A 22593-nucleotide genomic window follows, 5' to 3' on the forward strand; every position below is an offset into this window, starting at 1 on the left:
TTCCTGCACTCTTTCCTGCATTCCGTTCCGGAGTTCCTCATGGCACACCCCGACTACCGCCCCCGCCGCATGCGTCACGACGAGTTCTCGCGCCGTCTGATGCGCGAGAACACGCTGACCACCGACGACCTGATCTATCCGGTGTTCGTGCACGAGCTCGCCGGTCGCGCACCGGTGGCCTCGATGCCGGGCGTGGAACGGCTGTCGATCGATGAGCTGCTGAAGGTCGCTGAAGAAGCACTGGAACTGGGCATCCCGGTGATCGACCTGTTCCCGGTGATCGATCCGGCCGGCAAGTCGCTCGATGCCGCGGCGGCATGGGACGAGAACGGCCTGGCACAGCGCGCCATCCGCGCGTTGAAGTCGCGCTTCCCGGAGCTGGGCGTGATGACCGACGTTGCGCTGGATCCGTACACCACGCACGGCCAGGACGGCATCATCGATGACAAGGGCTACGTGCTCAACGACATCACCGTGGAGGCACTGGTCAAGCAGTCGCTGTCGCACGCCGAAGCGGGCGTGGACATCATTTCGCCCTCGGACATGATGGACGGCCGCATCGGTGCGATCCGCCGCGCGCTGGATGCCGCGGGCCACGTCAACGTGCGCATCATGGCCTACTCGGCCAAGTACGCCTCGGCATTCTACGGTCCGTTCCGCGACGCGGTCGGCAGCTCCACCGGCCTCGGCAAGGCGGACAAGAAGACCTACCAGATGGACCCGGCCAACGGCGACGAGGCCATGCGTGAGATCGCGCTGGACCTGGAAGAGGGCGCGGACATGGTGATGGTCAAGCCGGGCATGCCCTACCTGGACCTGGTGCGCCGGGTGAAGCAGCAGTTCGGCGTGCCGACCTTCGCCTATCAGGTCAGTGGCGAGTACGCGATGATGAAGGCGGCCTTCGCCAATGGCTGGCTGGACGAGCGGGCCTGCGTGATGGAGTCGCTGATCGGCTTCAAGCGCGCCGGCGCCGATGGCGTGTTGACCTATTTCGCCCCGCAGGTGGCGCGTTGGCTGCGCGAGCGCTGACAATACGCGCCCACCCCGATACAGGACGACAATGATGCAGACGATGGGATGGCTACAGTGGGTGACCTGGACGGCCGGCGTGCTCGCCTTCGCCGTGGTCATCGGGCTGGTGATCCGTGGCGTGCGCCGCGCCGCGCGGCAGGCACCGGAGCAACCCTCCGCCGCCGCCCGCATCGCGCGTGAGGCACAGCTGTCGCCCGCGTTGCAGGCGCAGCTGGCGGCATTGAACCAGCGCAAGGATCACGGCGAGATCAGCGAAGCGCAGTACGAGCAGCTGCGCGCGGAGCTGCTGCAGGGCCATTGACGCTGGGCGGCGCCATCTCCACGGGTAGAGCCACGCCACGCGTGGCTGCCTTTCGGCCCCGCAACGTCAACCGCAGCCCGGACCTTGGGGCGCTGACGGCGCCTTGATCCGGTACAGATCCAGCCCGCCGGCACGCGGTGCGGGTGCCATGCCAGCCAGGACCATCTCCGAAGGTTTTGACGCGTCCACTACTGGCGCGCCGGTCTGGCCGTCGGCGGTATTGAATGACAGCGTCAGCGGCACCGCCGCCTGGCGGTGATCGCAGCTCGCCAGCAGGACCTGCGAATGTCCGTCGCTCGCGCGGGTGAACGCCAGTGCGCCGTGATTGTCCAGCCACGCCGCCCCACGTTCGTCGGCGGCCGTGTTGAGGGGGGCCGGCAGTGCCTGCGCGGTACCGAATCCCTCGCCCTGCACCGGCGCCAGATACAGATCGAAGCCGCCCTGGGTCTGCTTGCCGTTGCGTGAGAACAGCAGCGTGCGCCCATCCGGACGCAGCGCGGGCGCCCGTTCGTCGTCGCGCGTGTTGAGCGCCGGCAGGGCCTGCACGGCCCCGAGGGTGCCGTCGGCGGTCACCGGGGCACGGTACAGGTCGAAGCCGCCTTTTCCGCCGCTGCGGTTGGAGGCGAAGTACAGCCAGCGGCCATCGTGGCTGAAGTACGGGTCGCGCTCGTCGTTGGCGCTGTTGAGCGCGAGCGGGGCAGGGTCCTGCCAGCGCCCCTCGCGCAGCACCGCCTGCCACAGGTCCCAACCCCCGTGTCCGCCGGCGCGGTCGCTGGCCCACACGATGCGCTGGCCATCCGGCGCGATCGTGGCCTGGGCTTCGTTGGCCTTGGTCGAGACCACGCCCATGCCCTCGATGCCGAATTCGGAAAGCGCCATCGCGGCGGGTGTGCAGAGTAAACTGGCGCTCAGCGCGAGCAGAGACAATGGAATGCGCATCATTGCGTCCGTTGGGGTTTGCGTTCCATTCTAGGCCCGGAGCAGGACACCCATGACCGACCGTTACGCCGTATTCGGCCAGCCCATCGCGCATTCGCAGTCGCCGCACATCCATGCCACGTTCGGCCGGCAGGAAGGCCTGGCGCTGGACTACCGTGCGATCGAGGCATCGCCGGGCGAGTTCCTGGCCGCCCTGGAAGCCTTCGCTGCCGAGGGTGGCGTGGGCGCCAACATCACCGCGCCGCACAAGGAAGCCGCCTTCGCGCTGTGCACCACGCTGACCTCGCGCGCGCGTCGCGCCGGTGCGGTCAACACGCTGCTGCGCAAGGGCGACCGCTGGCACGGCGACACCACCGATGGCATCGGCCTGGTCCGTGACCTCACCGACCGCCACGGGCTGGACCTGCGCGGCCGCCGCACCCTGCTGATCGGCGCCGGTGGCTCGGCCCGCAGCGTGGCCCCGGCCCTGCTGGATGCGGGCATCCTGGAACTGGTCGTGGTCAACCGCACCCCGGAACGTGCCGATGCGCTGATCGATGCGATGGGCGAGCCGGGCCGCGCGATCACCCGCTACTGGGAAGACATCCGCGAGCTGGGCGATTTCGAGCTGATCATCAACGCCACCTCGGCCGGCCGCGACCGCGCCGCGGAGTTCAAGCTGCCGCTGTCGCTGGTCAACAGCATGACCACCGCGGTCGATCTCAACTACGGCGAGGCCGCGATTGCCTTCACCGCGTGGGCGCGCTCGGCCGGCTGCCGCAACATCGTCGATGGGCTGGGCATGCTGGTCGAACAGGCCGCCGAGAGCTTCCTGCAGTGGCACGCGGTGCGCCCACAGACCGATGCGGTCTACACCGAGCTGCGTACCCAGCTGGCCCCGCTGGCGGGCGAGGACTGAGCCGATGGACATGGACCTGCTGATCTCGATGCTGACCATGGTCGGCGGGCGCCTGCCGGTGCTGATCGCGCTGGCGGTCGCGGTGGTCTGGGTGGTGGATACCCCGCGTGGTGCGATCCGCAGCGTGGCCTTGAGCGCGTTGGGCCTGCTGGCGCTGACCACCCTGGCCGGCCTGGTGCTGAACCTGGTGCCGATGTGGTTGGTGCAGCAGGGCAACTACGGAAATCTGCAGATGATGTCCACGATGCTCGGCGTCGGCCACTTCACGCTGAACCTGTTCGAGGCGCTTGCGCTGGTCCTGCTGGTCTGGGCGATGACCCGCGCGCTGCGTGGCCGTGCCGTTCCACCCGCTGCGCCGCTGCCGCCACGCTGAGCGGGTGCAGCCGCCCGTCGCGGCCCACAGTATTGGCGTGGGCCGCGTCACGGATATGAACCGGCGCGGAAAATGGCGCCGGTCACGGCCCCCGGCTCGTGAGAAAATGGGGGCCGTGATCCAGTCAGGCAGTCCCCCGGCGTGACCGAAAAAGTTGAAGCCCCCCGCGCCCTGAACGACGAACTCAAGGCCGGCATCCGCGACGCCTACGCCAAGCTGCAGGCCAATACGCCCGGCTTCAGTACCCGGCGCTCGCAGAGCCAGATGATCGGCGTGGTGTCGCGTGCGCTCTCGCACAGTGGCGGCGTCGGCGTGGTCGAAGCGCCCACCGGCGTCGGCAAGTCGCTGGGCTACCTGACCGCCGGCGTACCGATCGCACTGGCGACCAAGAAGAAACTGGTGATCAGCACCGGCACCGTGGCGCTGCAGTCGCAGCTGGTCGAGCGCGACATCCCCAATTTCCTCAAGGCCACCGGCATCGAAGCCACCGTGGCGCTGGCCAAGGGCCGCACCCGCTACCTGTGCACCCGCAACGCCGCTGAAGCGCATGGCGATGGCGCGCAGGAAGGCATGTTCGAGGACGAGCAGCCGCTGTTCGACCGGCCGCTGGCACCGATCGAGATGGATCTGGCGCAGTCGTTGAGCAAAGCGTTTCTCGAAGGCCGCTGGAATGGTGACCTGGATAACGCGCCGGAAACGATCAGCAACACGCTGCGCTCGCGCATCACTACGCCGGCCTCCGGTTGTGCTGGGCGCAAGTGCGCGTACTCGGCGCAGTGCGCGGTGCTGCGCTCGCGCAACACCGTGCGCGAGGCGCAGATCGTGGTGACCAACCACGCGCTGCTGTTGTCGGCGCTGTCGATCGGCGAGAGCGACAACGGCCAGCCGCTGATCGCCCCGCCCTCGGACATGCTGCTGGTGCTTGATGAAGGGCATCACATCGGCAACGTCGCCATCGACCAGGGCGCGGCCAGCCTCGCGCTGGACGAAATGGCCAAGCGCACCGGCCGTCTGCAGGTGCTGATCGCTGCGTCCTACCGCGCGGTGGACAAGGACAAGCTGGGCAACCTGTTGCCCAACGAGGCCATCGAGGCTGCCGCCAAGGTCAGCAAGCAGCTCAAGGCGTTCCGCGATGTGATCGACCGCAGCTGGCGGCCGGACCCGTCCGCGCAGGAACCGATGTGGCGCGCTCCGAATGGCCGCCTGCCGGACATCTGGATGCCGGACATCGAGGCCATCGCCGACGATACCCGCGCGCTGTTCAACTGGGCGCACGCCGCGCTGACGCAGGTGGCCAAGGGCAAGCCCGAGGACGCCGCGCGCGAGCGCCTGCAGCGCAACCTCGGCATGGCGCTGGAGATGATCGAGCAGCAGCACAACCTGTGGACCGGCTGGCGCCGCGAAGACAAGGAGGGCCAGCCGCCAACCGCGCGCTGGATCACCCTCTCGCGCGATGGCGACCTGGTCCTGCACGGCTCGCCGGTCTCGGCCGCGAATGTGCTGCGCAAGCTGCTCTGGGATGAAGTGGACTCGGTGGTGATGACCTCGGCCACGCTCACCGGCGGCGGCGATTTCCAGGCGCTGGCGATCGACAACGGCATTCCCGCCGAGGCCGAGATGGTTTCGCTCGCATCGCCGTTCGATCTGCCCAACCAGGCGCAGCTGATCGTGCCGGCGTTTCCGGTGACCCCGGATGACAAGGAAGGTCATCCCAAGGAAGTGGCCAAGTACCTGGTCAAGGAACTGGACTGGGACAAGGGCAGCATCGTGCTGTTCACCTCGCGCTGGAAGATGGAAAAGGTGGCCGAGCTGATGCCGGCCGCGCAGCGCAAGCAGGTGCTGGTGCAGGGCGAAACGGCCAAGCAGAAGATGATCGACGAGCACCTGCGGCGCACCTCGGCCGGGGAGGGCTCGGTATTGTTCGGGCTCAATTCTTTTGGCGAGGGCCTGGATCTTCCTGGCGAAGCCTGCACCACGGTGGTGATCACCCAGGTGCCGTTCGCGGTGCCGACCGACCCGCAGACCTCCACGCTGAGCGAGTGGTTCGAGAGCCGCGGCCTGAACGCCTTCAACCTGATCGCGATCCCGCACGCCCTGCGCACGCTGACCCAGTTCTCCGGCCGCTTGATCCGCACCTCCACCGATACCGGCCGCGTGATCATCCTCGATTCGCGGCTGCTGACCCGACGTTACGGCAAGCGCATCATCGATTCACTGCCGCCGTTCAAGCGGGTGATCGGCTGATCGGGGAGTAACGAGGTCAGTCGGCCGCGCTGCGATCCGGCACGGCTGCCGCCTCGGGATGGCGACAGGCCTGGCTGGAATAGGCCTGGCGGTAGCTCTGGCCAAAGCACCGTACAAATCCGTCGACCACATCGAGATTGGGCGGCCAGGCGACCTTCATTTTCTCTCCGCTGGAGAGGGTGACCTGGAGGAACCCGTCCGTGACGTCCGCCGCGGGCGGCGCCGGCACCGCCGCCAGCCTTGCGCGGGCGGCGGCCAGGGCCGGGCGGTCCTTTTCGATGAGCGCGATGCTGGCATCCACGTACGGATTCCACCCGCCGGCATCGGGTGCGGGTTTGTAGGTCTGGCGCATCAGCGCCACCGCCTGCGCGTCCTGACCGGCCTGCGCGCGCATCTGCGCTTCATGCCAGATCATCGTGGTGTTGCCGACGGCCTTGGGCTGCGCACGATAGGCCGCGATGAGATCGGCAGCAGCGAGCTGGCACTTGGCGTTCTCCGCCATCGGTCGCCAGCCGCCCTGCAGGTCCTGATCGAACTGATCCGGGGTCAAGGCCAGCATGGCAGCGCGATCGACGGCACAGTCGTCGGCAAAGGCCGGCAATGCGGCGGCCGACAAGGCCAGTATCAGCAGCGAACGCGTGCCGTGCATCGTCACATCCTTGTGCAGAGGTCTGACCTGAGTGTTTGCCAGTGCTTCACTCAGGTCAAGTCGGGAGCCTGCGGTGGCGTCCTCAGTCCTCCAGCTTGGCCAGGTCCCGCACCGCACCCTTGTCAGCACTGGTGGCCAGCAATGCATACGCCTTCAGCGCACCGGTGACCTTGCGCGGGCGGGCCTCGCGCGGCTTCCAGCCGAGCGCGTCCTGTTCGGTGCGGCGTGCGGCCAGCGTGGCGTCATCGAGCAGCACATCGATGCGCCGTGCGGGAATGTCGATGCGGATGCGGTCGCCGTTGCGCACCAGGCCAATGGTGCCGCCCGAGGCCGCTTCCGGCGAGGCATGCCCGATCGACAGGCCCGAGGTGCCGCCGGAGAAACGGCCGTCGGTGAGCAGAGCGCAGTGCTTGCCCAGCCCCTTGGATTTCAGATAACTGGTCGGGTACAGCATCTCCTGCATGCCCGGGCCACCGCGCGGGCCTTCGTAGCGGATCACCACCACATCGCCGGCCACCACGTCATCGGCAAGGATGCCCTGCACGGCGGCGTCCTGGCTTTCGAACACGCGCGCTGTGCCCTCGAACACATGGATGGACTCGTCCACGCCAGCGGTCTTCACCACGCAGCCATCGACGGCCAGATTGCCGCGCAGCACCGCCAGCCCGCCTTCGGCCGAATAGGCGTGTTGCACCGCGCGGATGCAGCCTTCGGCGCGATCCACGTCCAGTGTCGGCCAGCGCGTGGCCTGGCTGAAGGCGATCTGGGTGGGGATGCCGGCCGGACCGGCACGGAAGAAATCGTGCACCTTCTCATCGGTGCTCACCGCGACATCCCAGCGTGCGATCGCCTCGGCCAGGGTGCGGCTGTGCACGGTCGGCACGTGGGTATGCAGCAGGCCACCGCGCGCGAGTTCGCCGAGGATGCCGAACACACCGCCAGCGCGATGCACGTCTTCCATGTGGTACTTCGGCGTATTCGGGGCGACCTTGCACAGCTGCGGCACACGGCGCGAGAGCGCGTCGATGGCATGCAGATCGAAGTCGACTTCCGCTTCCTGCGCCGCCGCCAGCAGGTGCAGGATGGTGTTGGTCGAGCCGCCCATCGCGATATCCAGCGTCATCGCGTTCTCGAACGCCTGGCGGGTGGCGATGCCGCGGGGCAGTGCACCGATCTCTTCGCCGCCATACCAGCGGTGGCACAGCTCCACGATCAGGCGGCCGGCGCGACGGAACAGCTGCTCGCGGTCGGCATGCGTAGCCAGCGTCGAGCCGTTGCCGGGCAGCGACAGACCCAGCGCTTCGGTCAGGCAGTTCATCGAGTTGGCGGTGAACATGCCCGAACACGATCCGCAGGTGGGGCAGGCGCTGCGCTCGTACTCGGCGACCTTTTCATCACTGGCGCTTTCATCGGCGGCGATCACCATCGCATCGACCAGGTCCAGCTTGTGCTCGGACAGGCGCGTCTTGCCCGCTTCCATCGGTCCACCGGAGACGAACACCACCGGGATGTTCAGGCGCAGCGCGGCCATCAGCATGCCGGGTGTGATCTTGTCGCAGTTGGAAATGCACACCAGCGCATCGGCGCAGTGCGCGTTGGCCATGTACTCCACCGAGTCGGCGATGATCTCGCGGCTGGGCAGCGAATACAGCATGCCGTCGTGGCCCATCGCGATGCCGTCATCCACCGCGATGGTGTTGAACTCTTTGGCAACGCCGCCGACCTGCTCGATCTCGCGCGCCACGAGCTGGCCCAGGTCCTTGAGGTGCACATGGCCGGGCACGAACTGGGTGAACGAATTGGCGATGGCGATGATCGGCTTGTGGAAGTCGCCATCGGTCATGCCGGTGGCGCGCCACAGGGCGCGTGCGCCGGCCATGTTGCGGCCGGCGGTGGAGGTGCGGGAGCGGTATTCAGGCATGGTGGCTGGCAGGATCTGGCGGGCCGTGGGGGCGCGTTTCAGCTCGATTCTGCCGAAAAATTGCGGTTGCGTTTGCAACCGTTGCCAGCGGTGTTTCCCGGGCAAAACCTGAAACCGCGTTCAGCTGGGCGACTTTGCCGGTTTTGGTTGTTCGTCCCGATCAGGCATGATTGGGGAGATAACCGCACTAGGGGGCATGACGCCATGAAACGTTCCAGGACCACTGCGCTGCTGCTGATGAGCGCCGCGCCGCTGCTGTTCACCGCCTGCCAGAAGAACGAGGCCGTGCAGGTGCAGGAAGGACTCTACACCTCGGTGCAGGCCTGTACCGAAGCTACCGGCGATCCTTCCAGCTGCCGCACCGCCTTCGCCGACGCGCAGAAGCAGTCGGCTGATGCCGCCCCCAAGTACGCCACGCGTGAAGCCTGTGAGGCCGAGTACAACGCCGAGCAGTGCGTGGAACAGAAGACCTCCACCGGCCACTCGTTCATCGGCCCGATGATGATGGGCTTCTTCATGTCGCAGATGCTCAGCAACCGTGGCGGTGCAGGCCTGGCCCAGCAGCCGGCGGCAGCCCCGGCCTACCAGGACAAGGCCAAGGGCTGGGCACGTCCGGGTCCGTCCACCGGTGGCCTGAACACGGCCAGCGGCATCGGTGCCGGCAAGGCCGGCCTGGCGCCGGTCAACGCCACCCCGAACCGGGCGGTCACCGCCAGCCGCGGTGGCTTCGGCAACACCAGCAGCAACCGCAGCAGCGTCGGCGGCTGATCGATGCAGCGCGTGCGTATTGCCGAGCGCAGCCAATGGCGCGCTCGGGCCGAGGAGTCGGGCTTCCGTTTCCACACCATCGATGGTCTGCCGTACTGGGATGAAACCGCGTACTACGCGTTCACCCTGCGCCAGATCGAACAGGACATCGAAGATCCCAGCGCCGAGCTGCATGCCATGGCGATGGATCTGGTCGACGAGGTGGTGGGCAGCCAGCAGTTGATGGACCAGCTGGCGATCCCGCCGCCGTTCCGCGACTGGATCGCCGACAGTTGGCGCCGCCGCGAGCCGCACCTGTACGGGCGGCTGGATTTCGCCTACGACGGGACCGGTCCGGCCAAACTCTACGAGCTGAATTACGACACGCCCACCTCGCTGTTCGAGGCCTCGTTCTTCCAGTGGCAGTGGCTGGAAGACCAGCGCAACCAGAACCGTCTGCCGCCGCATGCCGACCAGTTCAACGCGATCCATGAGGCCTTGGTCGAACGCTTCGGTGAACTGGCCGCGCAACTGCCGCCGCCGCTGTATTTCAGTGCGGTCGGTGCCTCCGAAGAAGACCAGGGCACGGTCGCCTATCTGCGCGACTGTGCCGCCCAGGCTGGCCTGCGTGGCGAAGCGATCGCGATCGAGGATATCGGCCTGTCCGAGGACGGGCGCTTCACCGCGCTCGACGACACCGTGATCGGCAGCCTGTTCAAGCTGTACCCGCTGGAAGACCTGATGACCGAGTCGTTCGGCCAGGCGCTGCCCGCCTCGGGCGTGCAGCTGCTGGAACCGGCGTGGAAGGCGATCCTCAGCAACAAGGGCGTGCTGCCGCTGCTGTGGCAGCGTCACCGCGGCCACCCGAACCTGCTCGCCGCCGAGTTCGACGATGGCAGCGAGCTGCGGCGTGGTTGGGTCCGCAAGCCGTTGTTCTCGCGCGAGGGCGCCAACGTGGCCATGCACCTGGCCGATGGCAGCTGGCAGGAAAGCGAAGGCCCGTACACCGGCCCGGCAATCCGCCAGGCCGCGCATCCGCTTACCGCGTTCGATGGCGGTTATCCGCTGATCGGCAGTTGGGTGGTGGGTGACCAGGCCTGTGGCATGGGCATCCGTGAGGACAACAGCCGGATCACCCGCGACAGCGCCCGCTTCGTACCGCACGCGATCATCGACGAAGCGCCGACGCGCATCTATCTCTGAGGGTTACAACAACCCATCCCGCTTGACCGCCAGATAGCGCTCCACCAGCGCCCCGGGCAGTGCTTCGGCGGTGACATCCAGCACCATCACCCGGTGGCTGCGCAGCGCGTCATGTGCGTCGCTGCGCTGCTGCAGGTAACGCGCGATCGCACCGGCCTGGGCAGCGTCCTGCAGGGTTTCCACCGGCTGGGACAGCGCATCATCCAGCTCGCGTTCGCGCAGGCTGGCCACGCACACCAGGTGCTGGCGTTGCAGCAGGCGCACCGCGGCGAGCAGATCTTCAATGTCCTCATCGCGCACGTTGGTGACCAGCATCACCAGCGAGCGACGGCGCTGACGCAGTGAAAGCTCAGTGGCGGCGGCAAGGTAATCGGTGGCGACCGGCTGCGCCTGCAGATCGTAGCTGGCGCGCAGCAGGGTATCGATGGTGCCCATGCCACGTTTCGGCGCGACCCAGCGGCTTTCGCCCCCGGCCGCCAACAGGCCCACACCGTCGCCCTGGCGCAGCGCGAGGTAGGACACCACCAGCGCCGCATTGAGGACATGATCGAAGTGCGACAGCCCGCCTTCGCTGGCCATCATGCGCCGGCCGGTGTCGATCATCAGCACCAGCTGCTGGTTTTTCTCGTCCTGGTATTCGCGGGAGATCAGCTTGCGCGCGCGCGCGGTCGCCTTCCAGTCGACCTGGCGCAGGCTGTCGCCGACGCGGTACTCGCGCATCTGATGGAAATCGGTGCCTTCGCCGCGGCGGCGCTTGAGGTGCGCGCCGACCAGGCGCGAGGCTTGTTCGGCACTGAACAATGCAAAGCGCGTCAGCGGTGCGAAGTTCGGGTACACGCGCACCGCCAGCGCCGGCGGCAGTTGCCGCCGCTGATGCCACAGCCGCCACGCGCTGTGCATGCGCAGGTGCACGCCCTCGAAGACGAAACGGCCACGCGCGGTCGGGGTCAGCCGATACGCCACGCTGCTGGTGACCATCGGCTTGAGCGCCAGCGACCGCGGCAGGCCCTGCAGGCTCCAGCCACCGGGAACCAGATCGAATACCTCCACGCGCTGGTGGCGGCTCGATTCCAGCCGCAGCGTCGCCTCACGCTCGACGTTCAGCGCGAGCGACTCGGGCAGCTCGCGGTGCACGCTGGGCGAGGGCTGGCCGCGCAGGCGCAGCAGGTCCACCAGCGCGATCAGCGCCACGCCGGCACCGATCGCCCACCAGATCCAGTGTGACCAGATGCCGATGACCACGGGCACGCCGAGCAGGCCCCAGCCGGCCAGCAGTGCCAACAGCGTTGCGCGCGGCCTCATGCCGGTCGCTCGCAATGGAGGGCGCGCCCACTCATTTGCGCGGTGCGTCCACCTTGGCCAGCAGCGCGGTCAGCGCGTCGTCGGCGCTCTGTCCTTCGATCTGCAGTTCCGGTGCGAGGGCGATGCGGTGGCGCAGGGCGGGCTTGGCGATATCGCGCACGTCATCGGGGGTGACGAAATCACGACCGGACAGCACCGCCTGCGCACGGGCCGCACGCACCAGCGCGATGCTGCCGCGCGGGCCGGCACCCAGCGCGATACCCGGCCATTGCCGCGTGGCGGCGACGATCCGCACCGCGTAGTCGATCACTTCCGGATCGACCGTGATCGCGGCGGTCGCCTGCTGCAACGCGACCACCTCGGCCGCATTCAGCACGCGTGGCACCTGCGACAGATCGAAATCGGCGGCGCTGCGGCCGGTGGTGATCGCATCGACCATGCGCTTCTCATCGTCCAGCGTCGGGTAGTCGATCAGCACCTTCAGCAGGAAACGGTCCAGCTGCGCTTCGGGCAGCGGGTAGGTGCCTTCCTGCTCGACCGGGTTCTGCGTGGCCAGGGTCAGGAACGGCGGGGTCAGCGCGAACGCCTTGCCTTCGATGGTGACCTGGCCTTCCTGCATCACTTCCAGCAGGGCCGACTGGGTCTTGGCCGGGGCGCGGTTGATTTCATCGGCCAGCAGCAGATTGGTGAACACCGGGCCGCGACGGATCTTGAAGCTCTCCGTCTTCGGGTCGTACACCGCATGGCCGCTGACATCGCTGGGCATCAGGTCCGGGGTGAACTGCACACGGCCGTAATCCAGCTCCAGCGCCTGGGCGAGCGCGCGCACCAGCAGCGTCTTGCCCAGCCCGGGCACCCCTTCGATCAACACGTGGCCGCCGGCCAGCAGCGCGATCAGGATCTGGTCCAGCACCTCGGGCTGGCCGATGAAGGCGCGGCCCACGGCCTCGCGCACGGCATCAACGCGCTCGGAAAGCGGCGACGGCGACGGGGATGGCGTCACGGCAGGCGGGGACAACGGCGGCGGAAGCGTCGGCTCGGTCATAGCAGGTTTCTCATCTGGATCAGCAGGCGGATGCGGTCGCGCAGGCCGGCGACGTCGTGGGAAGCAGGTGGGGACAAGGCGGTCCGCACGCGCTCGTGCGACCACTGCAGTACCGCGGCGATGGCGTGCACCTGGGCCTCGCCGGTGAGGGCGGCTGCCGTCGGCGAGCGTCGCCGCAGGCGGGCCAGGAAGGCGCGGCGCACGGCGTCATACAGCAGCGGTGCCTTGCCAAAGCGCAGCAGGTGTTCGCCACTGGCGCGGATGTGTTCCAGCAGCGAGCGGCGTTCGGCGGCAGGCGAGGGCAGTTGACTGCCCAGGCGCTGCGCACGCTGCCACAGCCAGCCCAGCAGGGCCAGCAGCAATGGCGCCCACACTGGCCAGCCGAGGTAGAACACGCGGTTCCACAGGGAGGGCGGGCGCGAGGCGTAGACCAGCCACATCGTGCCCTTGCCGTAGTTGGGCGCCAGCACGTAGCGGGTGAGATCGCGGTGGGCTTTGTCGTGCAGGCCATCAACGAAGGCGTTGGCAGCATTCGGCGGAACGGTCGGGTTGGGCCGGCCCTTGCCATGCATGAAGGCCATGTCGGCCAACACGTCGATGCGCCCCTGGCCGTGCCGCAGGCGGGCGAAGACCAGGTCATAGTCGTCACCCCAGCCACGCTCGAGGGTGACGCCGGCAGGCGGCTCGGCCGAGAAGCGGCGACCATTGCAGAACTCGACATGCTGCGGATCGTCGCGCACGTGGAACCGCTGGCAGTAGCTTTCGTAGCCGTCGCTGTCCACGCCGAGTGCTTCCAGCAGCGGACCATTACTGGCGGCGTCCTTCCCGGGGGGCGGCGTACGCACGATCAGATGTCCGCCCTTGGCCACCCACGCCATCAGCTCGGTCACGGCCGGCGCCGGGACCTCTGCACTGTCCTGCAGCAGCACCACGGTATCGCCGGGCTCCAGCGGCATCCGGGTCAGGTCCAGACGTGGGCGCGACTGCACCGTGATCCCATCCGCACGCAGCGCCTGGCCGAGCACGTACAGCGCGTTGTAACTGGCTTCGCCCTGGGGCGGCAGGTGTTCTGTGTGTGTCACCCGCTCGTGCGTGCGCAGGAACAGGATCGCCAGCGGCACGCAGATCACCAGCAGGCCCAGGACGATCAGCAGCCAGCGCAGACGGACGCTCACGCGCGCCACCCGAACTGGGCCTGCAGAATCGTGGCCAGCGCATCGAAGTCATCATCGCTGGGCAGTCGGCCGGCATACGCCGCGTACTGCCAGACCCGCACGATGCGCGCGAACAGGCTGCGGTCGGCCTCGACCGGCATCCGCCGCGAGGCACGCAGGCACTGCGCTTCGGTGGCACCGGGGGGCAGGCTGATCCCGGCGCGCTCGCTCATCGATTCCACACTGGCGCGGTACAGCAGTGCCAGCGCCTGCCGGGGGCGTCCTTCCTGCCACAGGGCACGCGCACGCGAGGCGGGATCGGGCGGCACCACGTCCGGTATCCGGATCGGCTCTTCCACGACCGCGGCGGCTTTCGCACGACGGCGCCGGCCGGAGCCGCGCAGCCACGGCAGCCAGCGCGGTGCGGTGGCCAGCAACAGCAACACCAGGACCCCGACTACCGCCCACAGCGCCCACTCGGCGATCCGGGCCGGCAGCACCGGGCCCTTGCTGCCGCGTTTGCCAGTGGCTTTGGCCGCGGCCTCACGTTTTGCCTTCTCCGCCTCGGTCGCATCGCGTTCGATGCGTTTCCACTCGGTGACCTCACGGGTCGGGCTCTGCAGCGGGTCTTCATACGCACGCTGCACGGCCTGGCGGAAGCCAGCGGTATCCACCGCGTCATCGCCAAAGATGACGGCAGGCGTGTTGTCCGGATCGTTGTCGTACGTCCGCGGCGGGTCAGCGGCGTCATCGCCTTCGCCACCGTCGGCGTCGGCGTCCGAAGCCGCATCGGCGCCTTGCGCAGGCGACGGAGCGTCATCGGCCGGTGCCGGCAACGCACCCTTGGTGTTCGACTGCGCCGGCGCCTGTTGGGCGTGCAGTGGCGCGCCTGGCCAGAGCAGCACGAGGGCCAGCACCAGCAGCGGCGCCGCGCGCTGCAACCGTGCATGCAGGCGGCGGAAGGCGATCTCCACATCCCATGCTTCCATCTGGGTGCGGCGATCCAGATACAGGCCGAAGCCGGCACCGACGTAGAACGGGCCGATCAGCGTGGCCGCTCCCCAGAACAGCAGGTTCACGCCCAGCTGCATCCAGGCCGGCATGTCCTGCTTGGCCAGCTCCCACGCCGCGCGCCAGGACTCGGACAACAGGTCCACCGGAATGAACAGGAACACGGCTGCGATGCCGCCGACCACCAGCACGGTCTCGAAGACCATGCACACCATCGTCAGCAGGACGGCATAGCCCATCGCACCCCCGGCGATGGCGCGACGCCGTTGGCGACGATGTGCCGGATCCGCGCCTTCCAGCAGATTGACCGGCAGCAGCACCGAACGCAGCGGGCTCAGGCGTCGCCAGCCGAGATAGCCCCAGAAGCCCTGCCAGCCCCATGTGCGCTGCGCGCGCAATGTCTGCACGGGCGTGGATGCATCGCCGAACACCCCGCGTGAGATCACGTACAGCGCAATGCGCTCGAACAGCGGCTTGAGCCACCACATCGCCAACCAGGCCCAGCCGAAACTGTCGGTCCACCAGGCCAGCGCGTTGAGCAGCGCGACTACCGGCAGCGACACGATGATCCAGGGCGCCCAGATCGCCGTGGCATGCCGGCGCACCAGCGCCATGCCCAGCTCCATGGCCTCCCAGCCCGAGCGCGCGCGCAGCACGACGTTGAGCCGATCAATCTGCATCGGCCGCCCCACGTCCGCCACGCCACAACCACACCAATACGGTGGTCCACAGCACAGCGGCAACGCTGTATTTGCCCCACGCCGGAATTGCCGCGATCGAGGACCAGAACGCTTCGATGAAGGCGGCGATCAGCAGCATCGCCGCAACGCCCACGCACAGCTTGGCGCCGATCACACCGCCCTCGACCAGCGCATCGATGCGCCGCCGGCGACCGGGTGCGAGCAGTTTCATGCCCAGCTGCAGCCCCGCCCCGCCGGCGATCACGATCGCGGTCAGCTCGAACGCGCCGTGGCCGGCCACGAAGCGCCAGAACGGATCGCCATGGCCGATATGCTGCAGATGGCCGGCGACCGATCCGATGCCGACGCCGTTGAACAGCATCACCAGCACCGTGCCGACGCCGGCGATCAAGCCGAAGGCGAACGTGCGCAGGCCAATGCTGATGTTGTTCATGATGTAGTAGCCGAACATCGTCCAGTTGGTGCCGCTGTCGCGGCCCAGGTTGGGCGATGCCGGATCGTACATGCGTTCGAATTCGGCGATGCGCGCGTTGTCCATCAGCAGATGGATCAGCTCGGGGCGCCACAGGATCAGCGCGAAACTGCCCACCAGCGGCACCACGAACAACGCCGCAGCGACCCACATGCTGCGCGCCTGGCTGCGCACCAGCTGCGGGAAATCGGCGAACAGGAAGGCGAGCGCACGCCGCCACTGCGGGCGCGGCGTGCGGTATAGCAGGGTGTGGCCCTGCTGCATCAGCTGCTGCAGGCGTGCCACCAGCTGCGGGCTGTAGCCGCGCCGGCGCGCCAGCGCGAGCTGCTGGCACAGGCGGCGATAGCGCTGCGGGAAGTCGGCATCGTCCAGACCCTCGTGGGCCGCCTGCCGGCGCGCCTGCCGCAGACGCTCACCGCGCTGGGCCAGCCACTGCTCCAGCGTCTGCCACTCGGCCTGGTAGCGGGCGACGAACTGTTCCTGTCTCATCGACGTCCCAGCAGCCAGTTGGCCATCGCATACAGGCGCAGCACGCCGACCTGGCCCTGGCTCTCGGTCAGCGGCGCGGCGATGTCGGCCAGCTCCTGCTGGCGCGGCACCGACAGCCGCGGCGCACGCTCGGCGAAGTCGACCACGGCGGCCTGCTCGGCCGGCTGCAACGGCTGCGGCGGGGCCAGCACGCTGCCGACCGGTACCGTGCCGCCCATCGGCGGTGCGCTCTGGTGGATCACCACGGTTCCCGCGACCAGATCCCCCAGACGGCGGCCATGGGCATCGAACAGGCTCGACACCAGCCCCAGCGCGTAGCCGAACGGGAGCATGTCCACGGTGCGCAGCAGGTTGCGGGTGATCGCGCTCATCCACCCGATCGGTCCCCCATCGCGCGCCACCACACGCAGACCCATCGCGCGCTTGCCCAGGGTGCGCCCCCAGCACGCTTCCTGGACGATGGTGTAGGCCCACATCAACAGGAACATCAGGCCCAGGTAGAGTCCTTGGCCGAATCCACCCAGAAAGGCCAGCGGAGTGCTCAGCAGCATCAGTGCGCCCACCCGGATCACGAAGTCGATCCCCCAGGCCAGCGCACGCGGCAACGGCCCGGCGACGGGCAGGTGCAGAGGCACGCCTTCGGGGGTGATGACTTCCCGGTAGGTATCCAGCATGGGCGCGCTCATCGGCGACACGTCACGGCGGATCGTACGGAAGGCCACAGGGGACGCCGGATTCCTCTCCGGTCTGCCAGCGGGGGCATGCGGTTCTCGACTGCTTCCTGGTCGGCTGAGGACTTTACCGCAATCAACCCCGGTACTGATCCTTCAGGCGCACGTAGTGATCGGCCGAGTAGTGCAGCGACTCGACCTCCTTGTCGCTCAGCGTGCGGGCCAGCCGCGCGGGGTTGCCCAGCCACAGCTCGCCTTCGCCGACCACCTTGCCCGGGCCAAGCACCGCGCCGGCGCCGAGGAAGCCGTGCGTGTTCACCGTCGCGCCATCGAGAATGCACGCCCCCATGCCGATCAGGCAGTAATCGCCGATCGTGCAGGCATGGATGATGGTGCCGTGGCCGACGGTGACGCCCTCACCGATGATCGTCGGGTAGCCGCCCTTGTTGAACGGGCTATGGTGACTGACGTGGATGATGGTGCCGTCCTGGATGTTGCTGCGTGCGCCGATGCGCACGTGGTTCACATCGCCGCGGATCACCGTGCCCGGCCACACCGAGACATCATCGCCCAGCACCACATCGCCGATGATCGTGCAGGCAGGGTCGATGTAGACGCGCTCGCCGAGCACGGGGTGTCTGTCGAGGAAGGGGCGGATCGGGGACATGCACAAACTCCGGCAACGCAGGGGCTGGGACGCCGCCTGCAGCGTTGTCCCGGCCCTCGATGATAGCGCGGGTGCACCCGCCGTCCGCCGATACCGGCGGTGGCCGTGTTACGCGGCGTGAGTGCGGCGCGCGCGTTCCAGATGCACCAGCAGCAGCGAGATCGCCGCCGGGGTCATACCGGGGATGCGCTGGGCCTGGCCAATGGTCTGCGGCCGCACGCGTTCCAGTTTCTGCTGCACTTCGGCCGACAGACCACGCACGCCGGCGTAATCGAAATCCGCAGCGATGGCGGTGTTCTCGTGACGCTGCTGGCGCTCGATCTCGTCGCGCTGGCGGTCCAGGTAACCGGCGTACTTCACCCCGATCTCGACCTGCTCGGCCACCTTGGCATCGGCCACGGCCGGGCCGAGCGAGGGCACCTGCATCAGCTTGGCGTAGTCCAGTTCAGGGCGCTTGATCAGATCCAGCACATTTGTTTCGCGGCTGACGGCCACGCCCAGCGTGGCTTCAACTTCGCGGCCGAGGGCGTTGCCGGGCGTGGCCCACAATGCACGCAGGCGTGCGGTTTCCTGCGCCACGGCGGCCTGCTTGGTCTGGAACGCACTCCAGCGGCGGTCATCGACCAGGCCCAGCTCGCGGCCGAGGCCGGTCAGGCGCACATCGGCATTGTCCTCGCGCAGTTGCAGCCGGTACTCGGCGCGGCTGGTGAACATGCGATACGGCTCGTTGGTGCCGTGGGTGATCAGGTCATCGACCAGCACGCCCAGGTACGCCTCATCGCGGCGCGGGCACCAGCCGGCGTCGTCACGGGTGAAGCGCGCGGCGTTGAGCCCGGCCAGCAGCCCCTGCGCGGCGGCTTCTTCATAGCCGGTGGTGCCGTTGATCTGGCCCGCAAAGAACAGGCCGCTGACGGTCTTGGTCTCCAGCGTGTTCTTCAGCCCGCGCGGATCGAAGAAGTCATATTCGATCGCGTAGCCCGGGCGGGTGATGTGCGCGTTCTCGAAGCCGCGCATGCTGCGCACCAGCTCCAGCTGCACGTCAAACGGCAGCGAGGTGGAGATGCCGTTGGGATAGATCTCCACCACGTCCAGCCCTTCAGGCTCGACGAAGATCTGGTGGCTGGCCTTCTCGGCGAAGCGCACCACCTTGTCCTCGATGGAGGGGCAGTAGCGCGGGCCGATGCCCTCGATCTGGCCGCTGTACAGCGGCGAGCGGTGCAGCGCGTTGCGGATGATCTCGTGGGTGCGCTCGCTGGTGTGGGTGATCCAGCAGCTGACCTGCGCCGGGTGCTCGGCCACGCTGCCAAGGAAGGACATCACCGGGCGCGGATCGTCACCAGGCTGTTCTTCCATGAGGCTGTAGTCCAGCGAGCGGCCATCGATGCGCGGCGGCGTGCCGGTCTTGAGGCGGTCGATCACGAACGGGCGCTCGCGCAGGCGTGCGGCCAGCGTCGTCGCCGGCGGATCGCCCATGCGGCCGGCGGCATACTGGGTCTCACCCACGTGGATCTTGCCGGCCAGGAAGGTGCCGGCGGTCAGCACCACGGCGGCCGCGCTGAAGCGCAGGCCGGTCTGGGTGATCGCACCACGCACGGCATCGCCTTCGATGATCAGGTCATCAACCGCCGCCTGGAACACGGTGAGGTTCGGCTGGGCTTCGACGATCTGGCGGATCGCCATGCGGTAGAGATTGCGGTCGGCCTGGCAGCGCGTGGCACGCACCGCCGGGCCCTTGGAGGCGTTGAGCGTGCGCCACTGGATGCCGGCACGGTCGGCGGCATGCGCCATCGCACCGCCCAGGGCGTCGATTTCCTTGACCAGGTGGCCCTTGCCGATCCCGCCGATGGCCGGGTTGCAGCTCATCGCGCCGATCGTTTCCACGTTGTGGGTCAGCAGCAGGGTGCGCGCACCGCTGCGCGCGGCCGCCAGTGCGGCCTCGGTGCCGGCGTGGCCGCCGCCGATGACGATCACGTCGTAGCGGTAGAAGGTGTCAGTCATGGCGGAGGAGCTCGGGACGGGGCCGGACGGCCCGGACAGCCCTGCAGGCAGGGCGCGGGTGGCGATTTTAGCGCCATTCGTCGGGGGCCATGAAATCCACCCTCAAGTTGGCACGTTTTCTGCAGATAACCCAATAGCACCCAGGATGGCATGCGCCTTGTGCGTAACGGACCGGAATTGGAACAGGGGCCAGTCCAAGCGCATCGTGGGGAAGCAGAGGGGCCGGCAGTCGGGGGACTGCCGGCCCTGTTTTTTTGCGGGACTGCACGCCTTCAAGGGGTGCAGATACAAAAGGCCCCGCCATTGGCGGGGCCTTCTGCTTTTAAGGTGCCGACATCCGACAGGGCCGGAACAGGGGGGATCCAGATGTTCCTGGCGGATATCGACATAGAACCGAATGTGACGCCACTTGTCGCTTTTGGCACTTTGTGACCGTGGTCGTCACCGCCCGGCTAGATTGAACCGCTGGGCGCGTGAAAATCAAGCCATCTCAGGGCTCAACTGTGCGTTGGTTCGCATTGTTGAGATTCCGCCACGGGGAACCGTTCATCCTCGGCGAGGCCGGGCGCGGTGCCTGGGCCGGGCGGGCCTGCGGCGGCGGCGACGGACGCTGCTGTTGCTGTGGCGGCTGGCGACGTGGACCACTCATCGAATCCATGTTCCGCCACGGCGAGCCGCCGTTGTTCGGACGCGGGCGATCCGGCGGACGGGTCGGCTGGCCACCATTGCCGTTGCCGGGGCGCGGCGGCGGGCGGTGATTGTGCGGTGGGCGATAGTTCGGGTACGGACGGTAGACCGGGTAGCCGTATCCACCGCCATACCCGCCGTAGCCGTAGTAGCCACCGCCGCCGTAATAGCCGCTGCCGTAACCGTAGGGATAGCCGGCCGGGTAGCGGTACTCCACCGAGGGAGCACCGTGGTAGTAACCACTACCGCCGCCGCCACCGCCGACATAGTCGTACGTCGCGCAGCCGGACAGGGCCAACAACAGGCCACCGGCAAGAACAAGGCGCATTTTCATGATGGGTCCCCCCAAAGGGCTGTAGGGCCAGCTTCAGCCCACGGCATTGAATCAGCCCTTAACTCGGCCCGATCCGAATGAATGGTTGCCATGCTGACATGTTCAGCAGGACGGGTGTGTATGCGGGGCATACGTTAATCTTGCGTCATGAGCGATTCACCCTTGCCCTGTGTTGACGACGTGCTGGCGGCGGCGGCACGCATTGCCGCGCACGCCTGCGTGACCCCGGTCCTGCGCTCGCGCACGATCGATGCCATGACCGGCGCCACCGTTTCCTTCAAGGCCGAACACCTGCAGCGCAGCGGTGCCTTCAAGTTCCGCGGCGCCTGCAATGCGGTCTGGACGCTGGACGAGCAACAGGCCCGACGCGGGGTGGTCACCCACTCCTCGGGCAACCATGGCGCTGCATTGGCGCTGGCCGCGCGTACCCGCGGCATCGCCTGTCACGTGATCGTGCCCGAGGGTGCGGTCGCGGCGAAGCTGGCCAACATCGGCCGCCACGGGGCCACCCTGTGGCGCTGCGACGCCTCGATCGCCGCGCGCGAAGCCATGTGCGCGCAGGTCCAGGCCGAAACGGGGGCGACCCTCGTGCATCCCTACACCGACCCCCAGGTCATCGCCGGGCAGGGCACGGCGACGCTGGAACTGCTTCACGCCACCGATGGGCTGGACGTGATGGTGGTGCCGGTCGGCGGAGGTGGTCTGGCCGCCGGCACGCGGCTGGCGCTGCAGGCCGCGGCACCCGCCGTTGAACTGGTCCTGGCCGAGCCACAGGGGGCAGCCGATACCGCGCGCTCGCTGGCGGCCGGCGAGCGACGCATCGATTTCACCCCCGACACCGTCTGCGACGGCCTGCGCGGGACACTGGGCGCGCCCAACTTCGCGCTCCTGCACGGCGCAGCACAGGTGATCACCGTGGCCGATGCCGACACTGTCGCGGCGATGCGGGTGATCTGGCAGGTGCTCAAGCAGGTGGTCGAGCCCTCGTCGGCGATCGCGCTGGCAGCGATCCTCGCCGAACCCGACCGCTTTATCGGCAAACGTGTCGGCGTGGTGCTGTCCGGCGGCAACGTCGATCTGGATGCCCTGCCGTGGGGGATGGCATGAGCCGACGCGCAGGGGTGGGGTTCTTCGGCTGGCTGTGGCGCTTGTGCGTGCTGCTGGCGGTCTGGCTGCTCGGGGTCACGGCGTGGATCGTGTGGATCGGCGAGCGCGACCAGGCCCAGAAGGCCGATGCGATCATCGTGCTGGGCGCAGCGGCCTACGACGCCAAGCCGTCACCGGTGTTCGAAGAGCGCATCCGGCACGGGCTGGATCTGTACCAGCAGGGCTATGCGCCGCTGCTGATCTTTACCGGTGGCTACGGCGGTACCGGCGCGCGCTTTTCCGAATCGCAGGTGGCACGACGCTACGCGCTCAAACAGGGCGTGCCCGATGACGCGATCCTGATCGAGACCGCCTCACGCACCACCCGGCAGAACCTGATCGAGGCGCGGCGCTTGATGGAGCAGCGCAAGCTGCACCGCGTGATCATCGTCAGCGACCCGCTGCACATGGCGCGCGCGCTGCGCCTGTGCCGCGAGCTGGGCATCGATGCGCTGGCCTCGTCCACGCCGAGCACGCGCTTCCGCAGCTTCCACACCAGCTGGCGGTTCCTGGCGCAGGAAATCTACTTCTTCCACCGCGATCTGTTCCCGTCGTAGAGCCGACCCTTGGTCGGCTGAATGCATGGCGGCTCGGCGGTCCAGCCGACCA

General features: G+C 68.0%; 21 protein-coding genes. 9 read left to right on the forward strand and 12 right to left on the reverse strand.

What is annotated here, in order from left to right:
* Window positions 1–39 precede the first annotated feature (39 nt).
* Entirely contained in the window at window positions 40–1029 is a 990-nt protein-coding gene (gene hemB, locus AC13F7_RS00670; RefSeq protein ID WP_313209399.1) for a porphobilinogen synthase, read from the forward strand.
* A 34-nt stretch (window positions 1030–1063) separates the two neighbouring features.
* Complete coding sequence (locus AC13F7_RS00675) at window positions 1064–1333, forward strand: SHOCT domain-containing protein (protein ID WP_284128632.1); 270 nt, start codon at window positions 1064–1066, stop codon at window positions 1331–1333.
* 66 nt (window positions 1334–1399) lie between these two features.
* Here the strand turns inward: AC13F7_RS00675 and AC13F7_RS00680 are convergent, their stop codons facing one another.
* Window positions 1400–2272 carry a TolB family protein gene (locus AC13F7_RS00680; RefSeq protein WP_482998934.1) on the reverse strand — a complete coding sequence of 291 codons (873 nt, stop codon included), beginning with the start codon at window positions 2270–2272 and terminating at the stop codon, window positions 1400–1402.
* A gap of 52 nt (window positions 2273–2324) precedes the next feature.
* On the opposite strand from AC13F7_RS00680, the gene aroE reads away from it, so the two are divergent.
* The 3 genes from aroE (at window position 2325) to dinG (ending at window position 5787) form a co-directional block, all read left to right on the forward strand.
* The gene (gene aroE / locus AC13F7_RS00685) at window positions 2325–3170 is read left to right on the forward strand and encodes a shikimate dehydrogenase (protein ID WP_346472294.1); all 846 of its coding nucleotides are present in this window, start codon (window positions 2325–2327) and stop codon (window positions 3168–3170) included.
* Between the two features lie 10 nt (window positions 3171–3180).
* Window positions 3181–3543 carry a hypothetical protein gene (locus AC13F7_RS00690; protein WP_481466989.1) on the forward strand — a complete coding sequence of 121 codons (363 nt, stop codon included), beginning with the start codon at window positions 3181–3183 and terminating at the stop codon, window positions 3541–3543.
* A 141-nt stretch (window positions 3544–3684) separates the two neighbouring features.
* On the forward strand, window positions 3685–5787 hold the full coding sequence (gene dinG / locus AC13F7_RS00695) for an ATP-dependent DNA helicase DinG (protein ID WP_481466991.1): 2103 nt from the start codon (window positions 3685–3687) through the stop codon (window positions 5785–5787).
* A 16-nt stretch (window positions 5788–5803) separates the two neighbouring features.
* Here dinG and AC13F7_RS00700 read toward each other — a convergent pair whose 3' ends face one another.
* Both AC13F7_RS00700 and ilvD read right to left on the reverse strand, forming a co-directional pair.
* On the reverse strand, window positions 5804–6436 hold the full coding sequence (locus AC13F7_RS00700; RefSeq protein WP_482998935.1) for a hypothetical protein: 633 nt from the start codon (window positions 6434–6436) through the stop codon (window positions 5804–5806).
* An 82-nt stretch (window positions 6437–6518) separates the two neighbouring features.
* Window positions 6519–8357: a dihydroxy-acid dehydratase gene (gene ilvD / locus AC13F7_RS00705; protein ID WP_482998936.1), complete on the reverse strand. Its 1839-nt coding sequence runs from the start codon at window positions 8355–8357 to the stop codon at window positions 6519–6521.
* Window positions 8358–8561: 204 nt separating this feature from the next.
* Here ilvD and AC13F7_RS00710 point away from each other — a divergent pair, with 204 nt between their 5' ends.
* Both AC13F7_RS00710 and AC13F7_RS00715 read left to right on the forward strand, forming a co-directional pair.
* The gene (locus AC13F7_RS00710) at window positions 8562–9125 is read left to right on the forward strand and encodes a DUF1190 domain-containing protein (RefSeq protein WP_481466996.1); all 564 of its coding nucleotides are present in this window, start codon (window positions 8562–8564) and stop codon (window positions 9123–9125) included.
* 3 nt (window positions 9126–9128) lie between these two features.
* Window positions 9129–10307, forward strand: coding sequence for a glutathionylspermidine synthase family protein (locus tag AC13F7_RS00715; protein WP_482998937.1), 1179 nt, complete (start codon window positions 9129–9131; stop codon window positions 10305–10307).
* 3 nt (window positions 10308–10310) lie between these two features.
* Here AC13F7_RS00715 and AC13F7_RS00720 read toward each other — a convergent pair whose 3' ends face one another.
* The 9 genes from AC13F7_RS00720 to AC13F7_RS00760 form a co-directional block, all read right to left on the reverse strand.
* On the reverse strand, window positions 10311–11609 hold the full coding sequence (locus AC13F7_RS00720; protein WP_482998938.1) for a DUF58 domain-containing protein: 1299 nt from the start codon (window positions 11607–11609) through the stop codon (window positions 10311–10313).
* A gap of 31 nt (window positions 11610–11640) precedes the next feature.
* Window positions 11641–12654 (reverse strand): AAA family ATPase, encoded by a 1014-nt coding sequence (locus AC13F7_RS00725; RefSeq protein WP_481467002.1) that lies wholly within the window; start codon window positions 12652–12654, stop codon window positions 11641–11643.
* A complete protein-coding gene (locus AC13F7_RS00730) occupies window positions 12651–13829 on the reverse strand; it encodes a DUF4350 domain-containing protein (protein ID WP_482998939.1) in 1179 nt (392 codons plus the stop codon). The genes AC13F7_RS00725 and AC13F7_RS00730 overlap by 4 nt, the downstream gene beginning before the upstream one ends.
* Window positions 13826–15499, reverse strand: coding sequence for a DUF4129 domain-containing protein (locus AC13F7_RS00735; protein ID WP_482998940.1), 1674 nt, complete (start codon window positions 15497–15499; stop codon window positions 13826–13828). The genes AC13F7_RS00730 and AC13F7_RS00735 overlap by 4 nt, the downstream gene beginning before the upstream one ends.
* Entirely contained in the window at window positions 15489–16481 is a 993-nt protein-coding gene (locus tag AC13F7_RS00740) for a stage II sporulation protein M (protein WP_482998941.1), read from the reverse strand. Before AC13F7_RS00740 ends, AC13F7_RS00735 begins: the two co-directional genes overlap by 11 nt.
* The gene (locus AC13F7_RS00745) at window positions 16478–17167 is read right to left on the reverse strand and encodes an RDD family protein (protein ID WP_482999469.1); all 690 of its coding nucleotides are present in this window, start codon (window positions 17165–17167) and stop codon (window positions 16478–16480) included. Before AC13F7_RS00745 ends, AC13F7_RS00740 begins: the two co-directional genes overlap by 4 nt.
* A 121-nt stretch (window positions 17168–17288) precedes the next feature.
* Entirely contained in the window at window positions 17289–17819 is a 531-nt protein-coding gene (locus tag AC13F7_RS00750) for a gamma carbonic anhydrase family protein (RefSeq protein WP_482998942.1), read from the reverse strand.
* Window positions 17820–17927: 108 nt separating this feature from the next.
* A complete protein-coding gene (gene mnmG / locus AC13F7_RS00755) occupies window positions 17928–19817 on the reverse strand; it encodes a tRNA uridine-5-carboxymethylaminomethyl(34) synthesis enzyme MnmG (protein WP_481467009.1) in 1890 nt (629 codons plus the stop codon).
* Window positions 19818–20307: 490 nt separating this feature from the next.
* Window positions 20308–20838 carry a hypothetical protein gene (locus tag AC13F7_RS00760; RefSeq protein ID WP_481467010.1) on the reverse strand — a complete coding sequence of 177 codons (531 nt, stop codon included), beginning with the start codon at window positions 20836–20838 and terminating at the stop codon, window positions 20308–20310.
* Window positions 20839–20985: 147 nt separating this feature from the next.
* On the opposite strand from AC13F7_RS00760, the gene AC13F7_RS00765 reads away from it, so the two are divergent.
* Both AC13F7_RS00765 and AC13F7_RS00770 read left to right on the forward strand, forming a co-directional pair.
* A complete protein-coding gene (locus tag AC13F7_RS00765) occupies window positions 20986–21945 on the forward strand; it encodes a pyridoxal-phosphate dependent enzyme (protein WP_482998943.1) in 960 nt (319 codons plus the stop codon).
* Window positions 21930–22541, forward strand: a complete 612-nt coding sequence (locus AC13F7_RS00770) for a YdcF family protein (RefSeq protein WP_346472311.1) — start codon at window positions 21930–21932, stop codon at window positions 22539–22541. Before AC13F7_RS00765 ends, AC13F7_RS00770 begins: the two co-directional genes overlap by 16 nt.
* Window positions 22542–22593 lie beyond the last annotated feature (52 nt).

The organism is Stenotrophomonas sp. K-6 (assembly GCF_056861555.1).

Bases quoted from the DNA above. Each gene is read 5' to 3' on its own strand.
- hemB (WP_313209399.1), top strand. From the start codon at position 40: ATGGCACACCCCGACTACCGCCCCCGCCGCATGCGTCACGACGAGTTC.
- AC13F7_RS00675 (WP_284128632.1), top strand. From the start codon at position 1,064: ATGCAGACGATGGGATGGCTACAGTGGGTGACCTGGACGGCCGGCGTG.
- AC13F7_RS00680 (WP_482998934.1), bottom strand. From the start codon at position 2,272: ATGCGCATTCCATTGTCTCTGCTCGCGCTGAGCGCCAGTTTACTCTGC.
- aroE (WP_346472294.1), top strand. From the start codon at position 2,325: ATGACCGACCGTTACGCCGTATTCGGCCAGCCCATCGCGCATTCGCAG.
- AC13F7_RS00690 (WP_481466989.1), top strand. From the start codon at position 3,181: ATGGACCTGCTGATCTCGATGCTGACCATGGTCGGCGGGCGCCTGCCG.
- AC13F7_RS00700 (WP_482998935.1), bottom strand. From the start codon at position 6,436: ATGCACGGCACGCGTTCGCTGCTGATACTGGCCTTGTCGGCCGCCGCA.
- ilvD (WP_482998936.1), bottom strand. From the start codon at position 8,357: ATGCCTGAATACCGCTCCCGCACCTCCACCGCCGGCCGCAACATGGCC.
- AC13F7_RS00710 (WP_481466996.1), top strand. From the start codon at position 8,562: ATGAAACGTTCCAGGACCACTGCGCTGCTGCTGATGAGCGCCGCGCCG.
- AC13F7_RS00715 (WP_482998937.1), top strand. From the start codon at position 9,129: ATGCAGCGCGTGCGTATTGCCGAGCGCAGCCAATGGCGCGCTCGGGCC.
- AC13F7_RS00720 (WP_482998938.1), bottom strand. From the start codon at position 11,609: ATGAGGCCGCGCGCAACGCTGTTGGCACTGCTGGCCGGCTGGGGCCTG.
- AC13F7_RS00725 (WP_481467002.1), bottom strand. From the start codon at position 12,654: ATGACCGAGCCGACGCTTCCGCCGCCGTTGTCCCCGCCTGCCGTGACG.
- AC13F7_RS00735 (WP_482998940.1), bottom strand. From the start codon at position 15,499: ATGCAGATTGATCGGCTCAACGTCGTGCTGCGCGCGCGCTCGGGCTGG.
- AC13F7_RS00740 (WP_482998941.1), bottom strand. From the start codon at position 16,481: ATGAGACAGGAACAGTTCGTCGCCCGCTACCAGGCCGAGTGGCAGACG.
- AC13F7_RS00745 (WP_482999469.1), bottom strand. From the start codon at position 17,167: ATGAGCGCGCCCATGCTGGATACCTACCGGGAAGTCATCACCCCCGAA.
- AC13F7_RS00750 (WP_482998942.1), bottom strand. From the start codon at position 17,819: ATGTCCCCGATCCGCCCCTTCCTCGACAGACACCCCGTGCTCGGCGAG.
- mnmG (WP_481467009.1), bottom strand. From the start codon at position 19,817: ATGACTGACACCTTCTACCGCTACGACGTGATCGTCATCGGCGGCGGC.
- AC13F7_RS00760 (WP_481467010.1), bottom strand. From the start codon at position 20,838: ATGAAAATGCGCCTTGTTCTTGCCGGTGGCCTGTTGTTGGCCCTGTCC.
- AC13F7_RS00765 (WP_482998943.1), top strand. From the start codon at position 20,986: ATGAGCGATTCACCCTTGCCCTGTGTTGACGACGTGCTGGCGGCGGCG.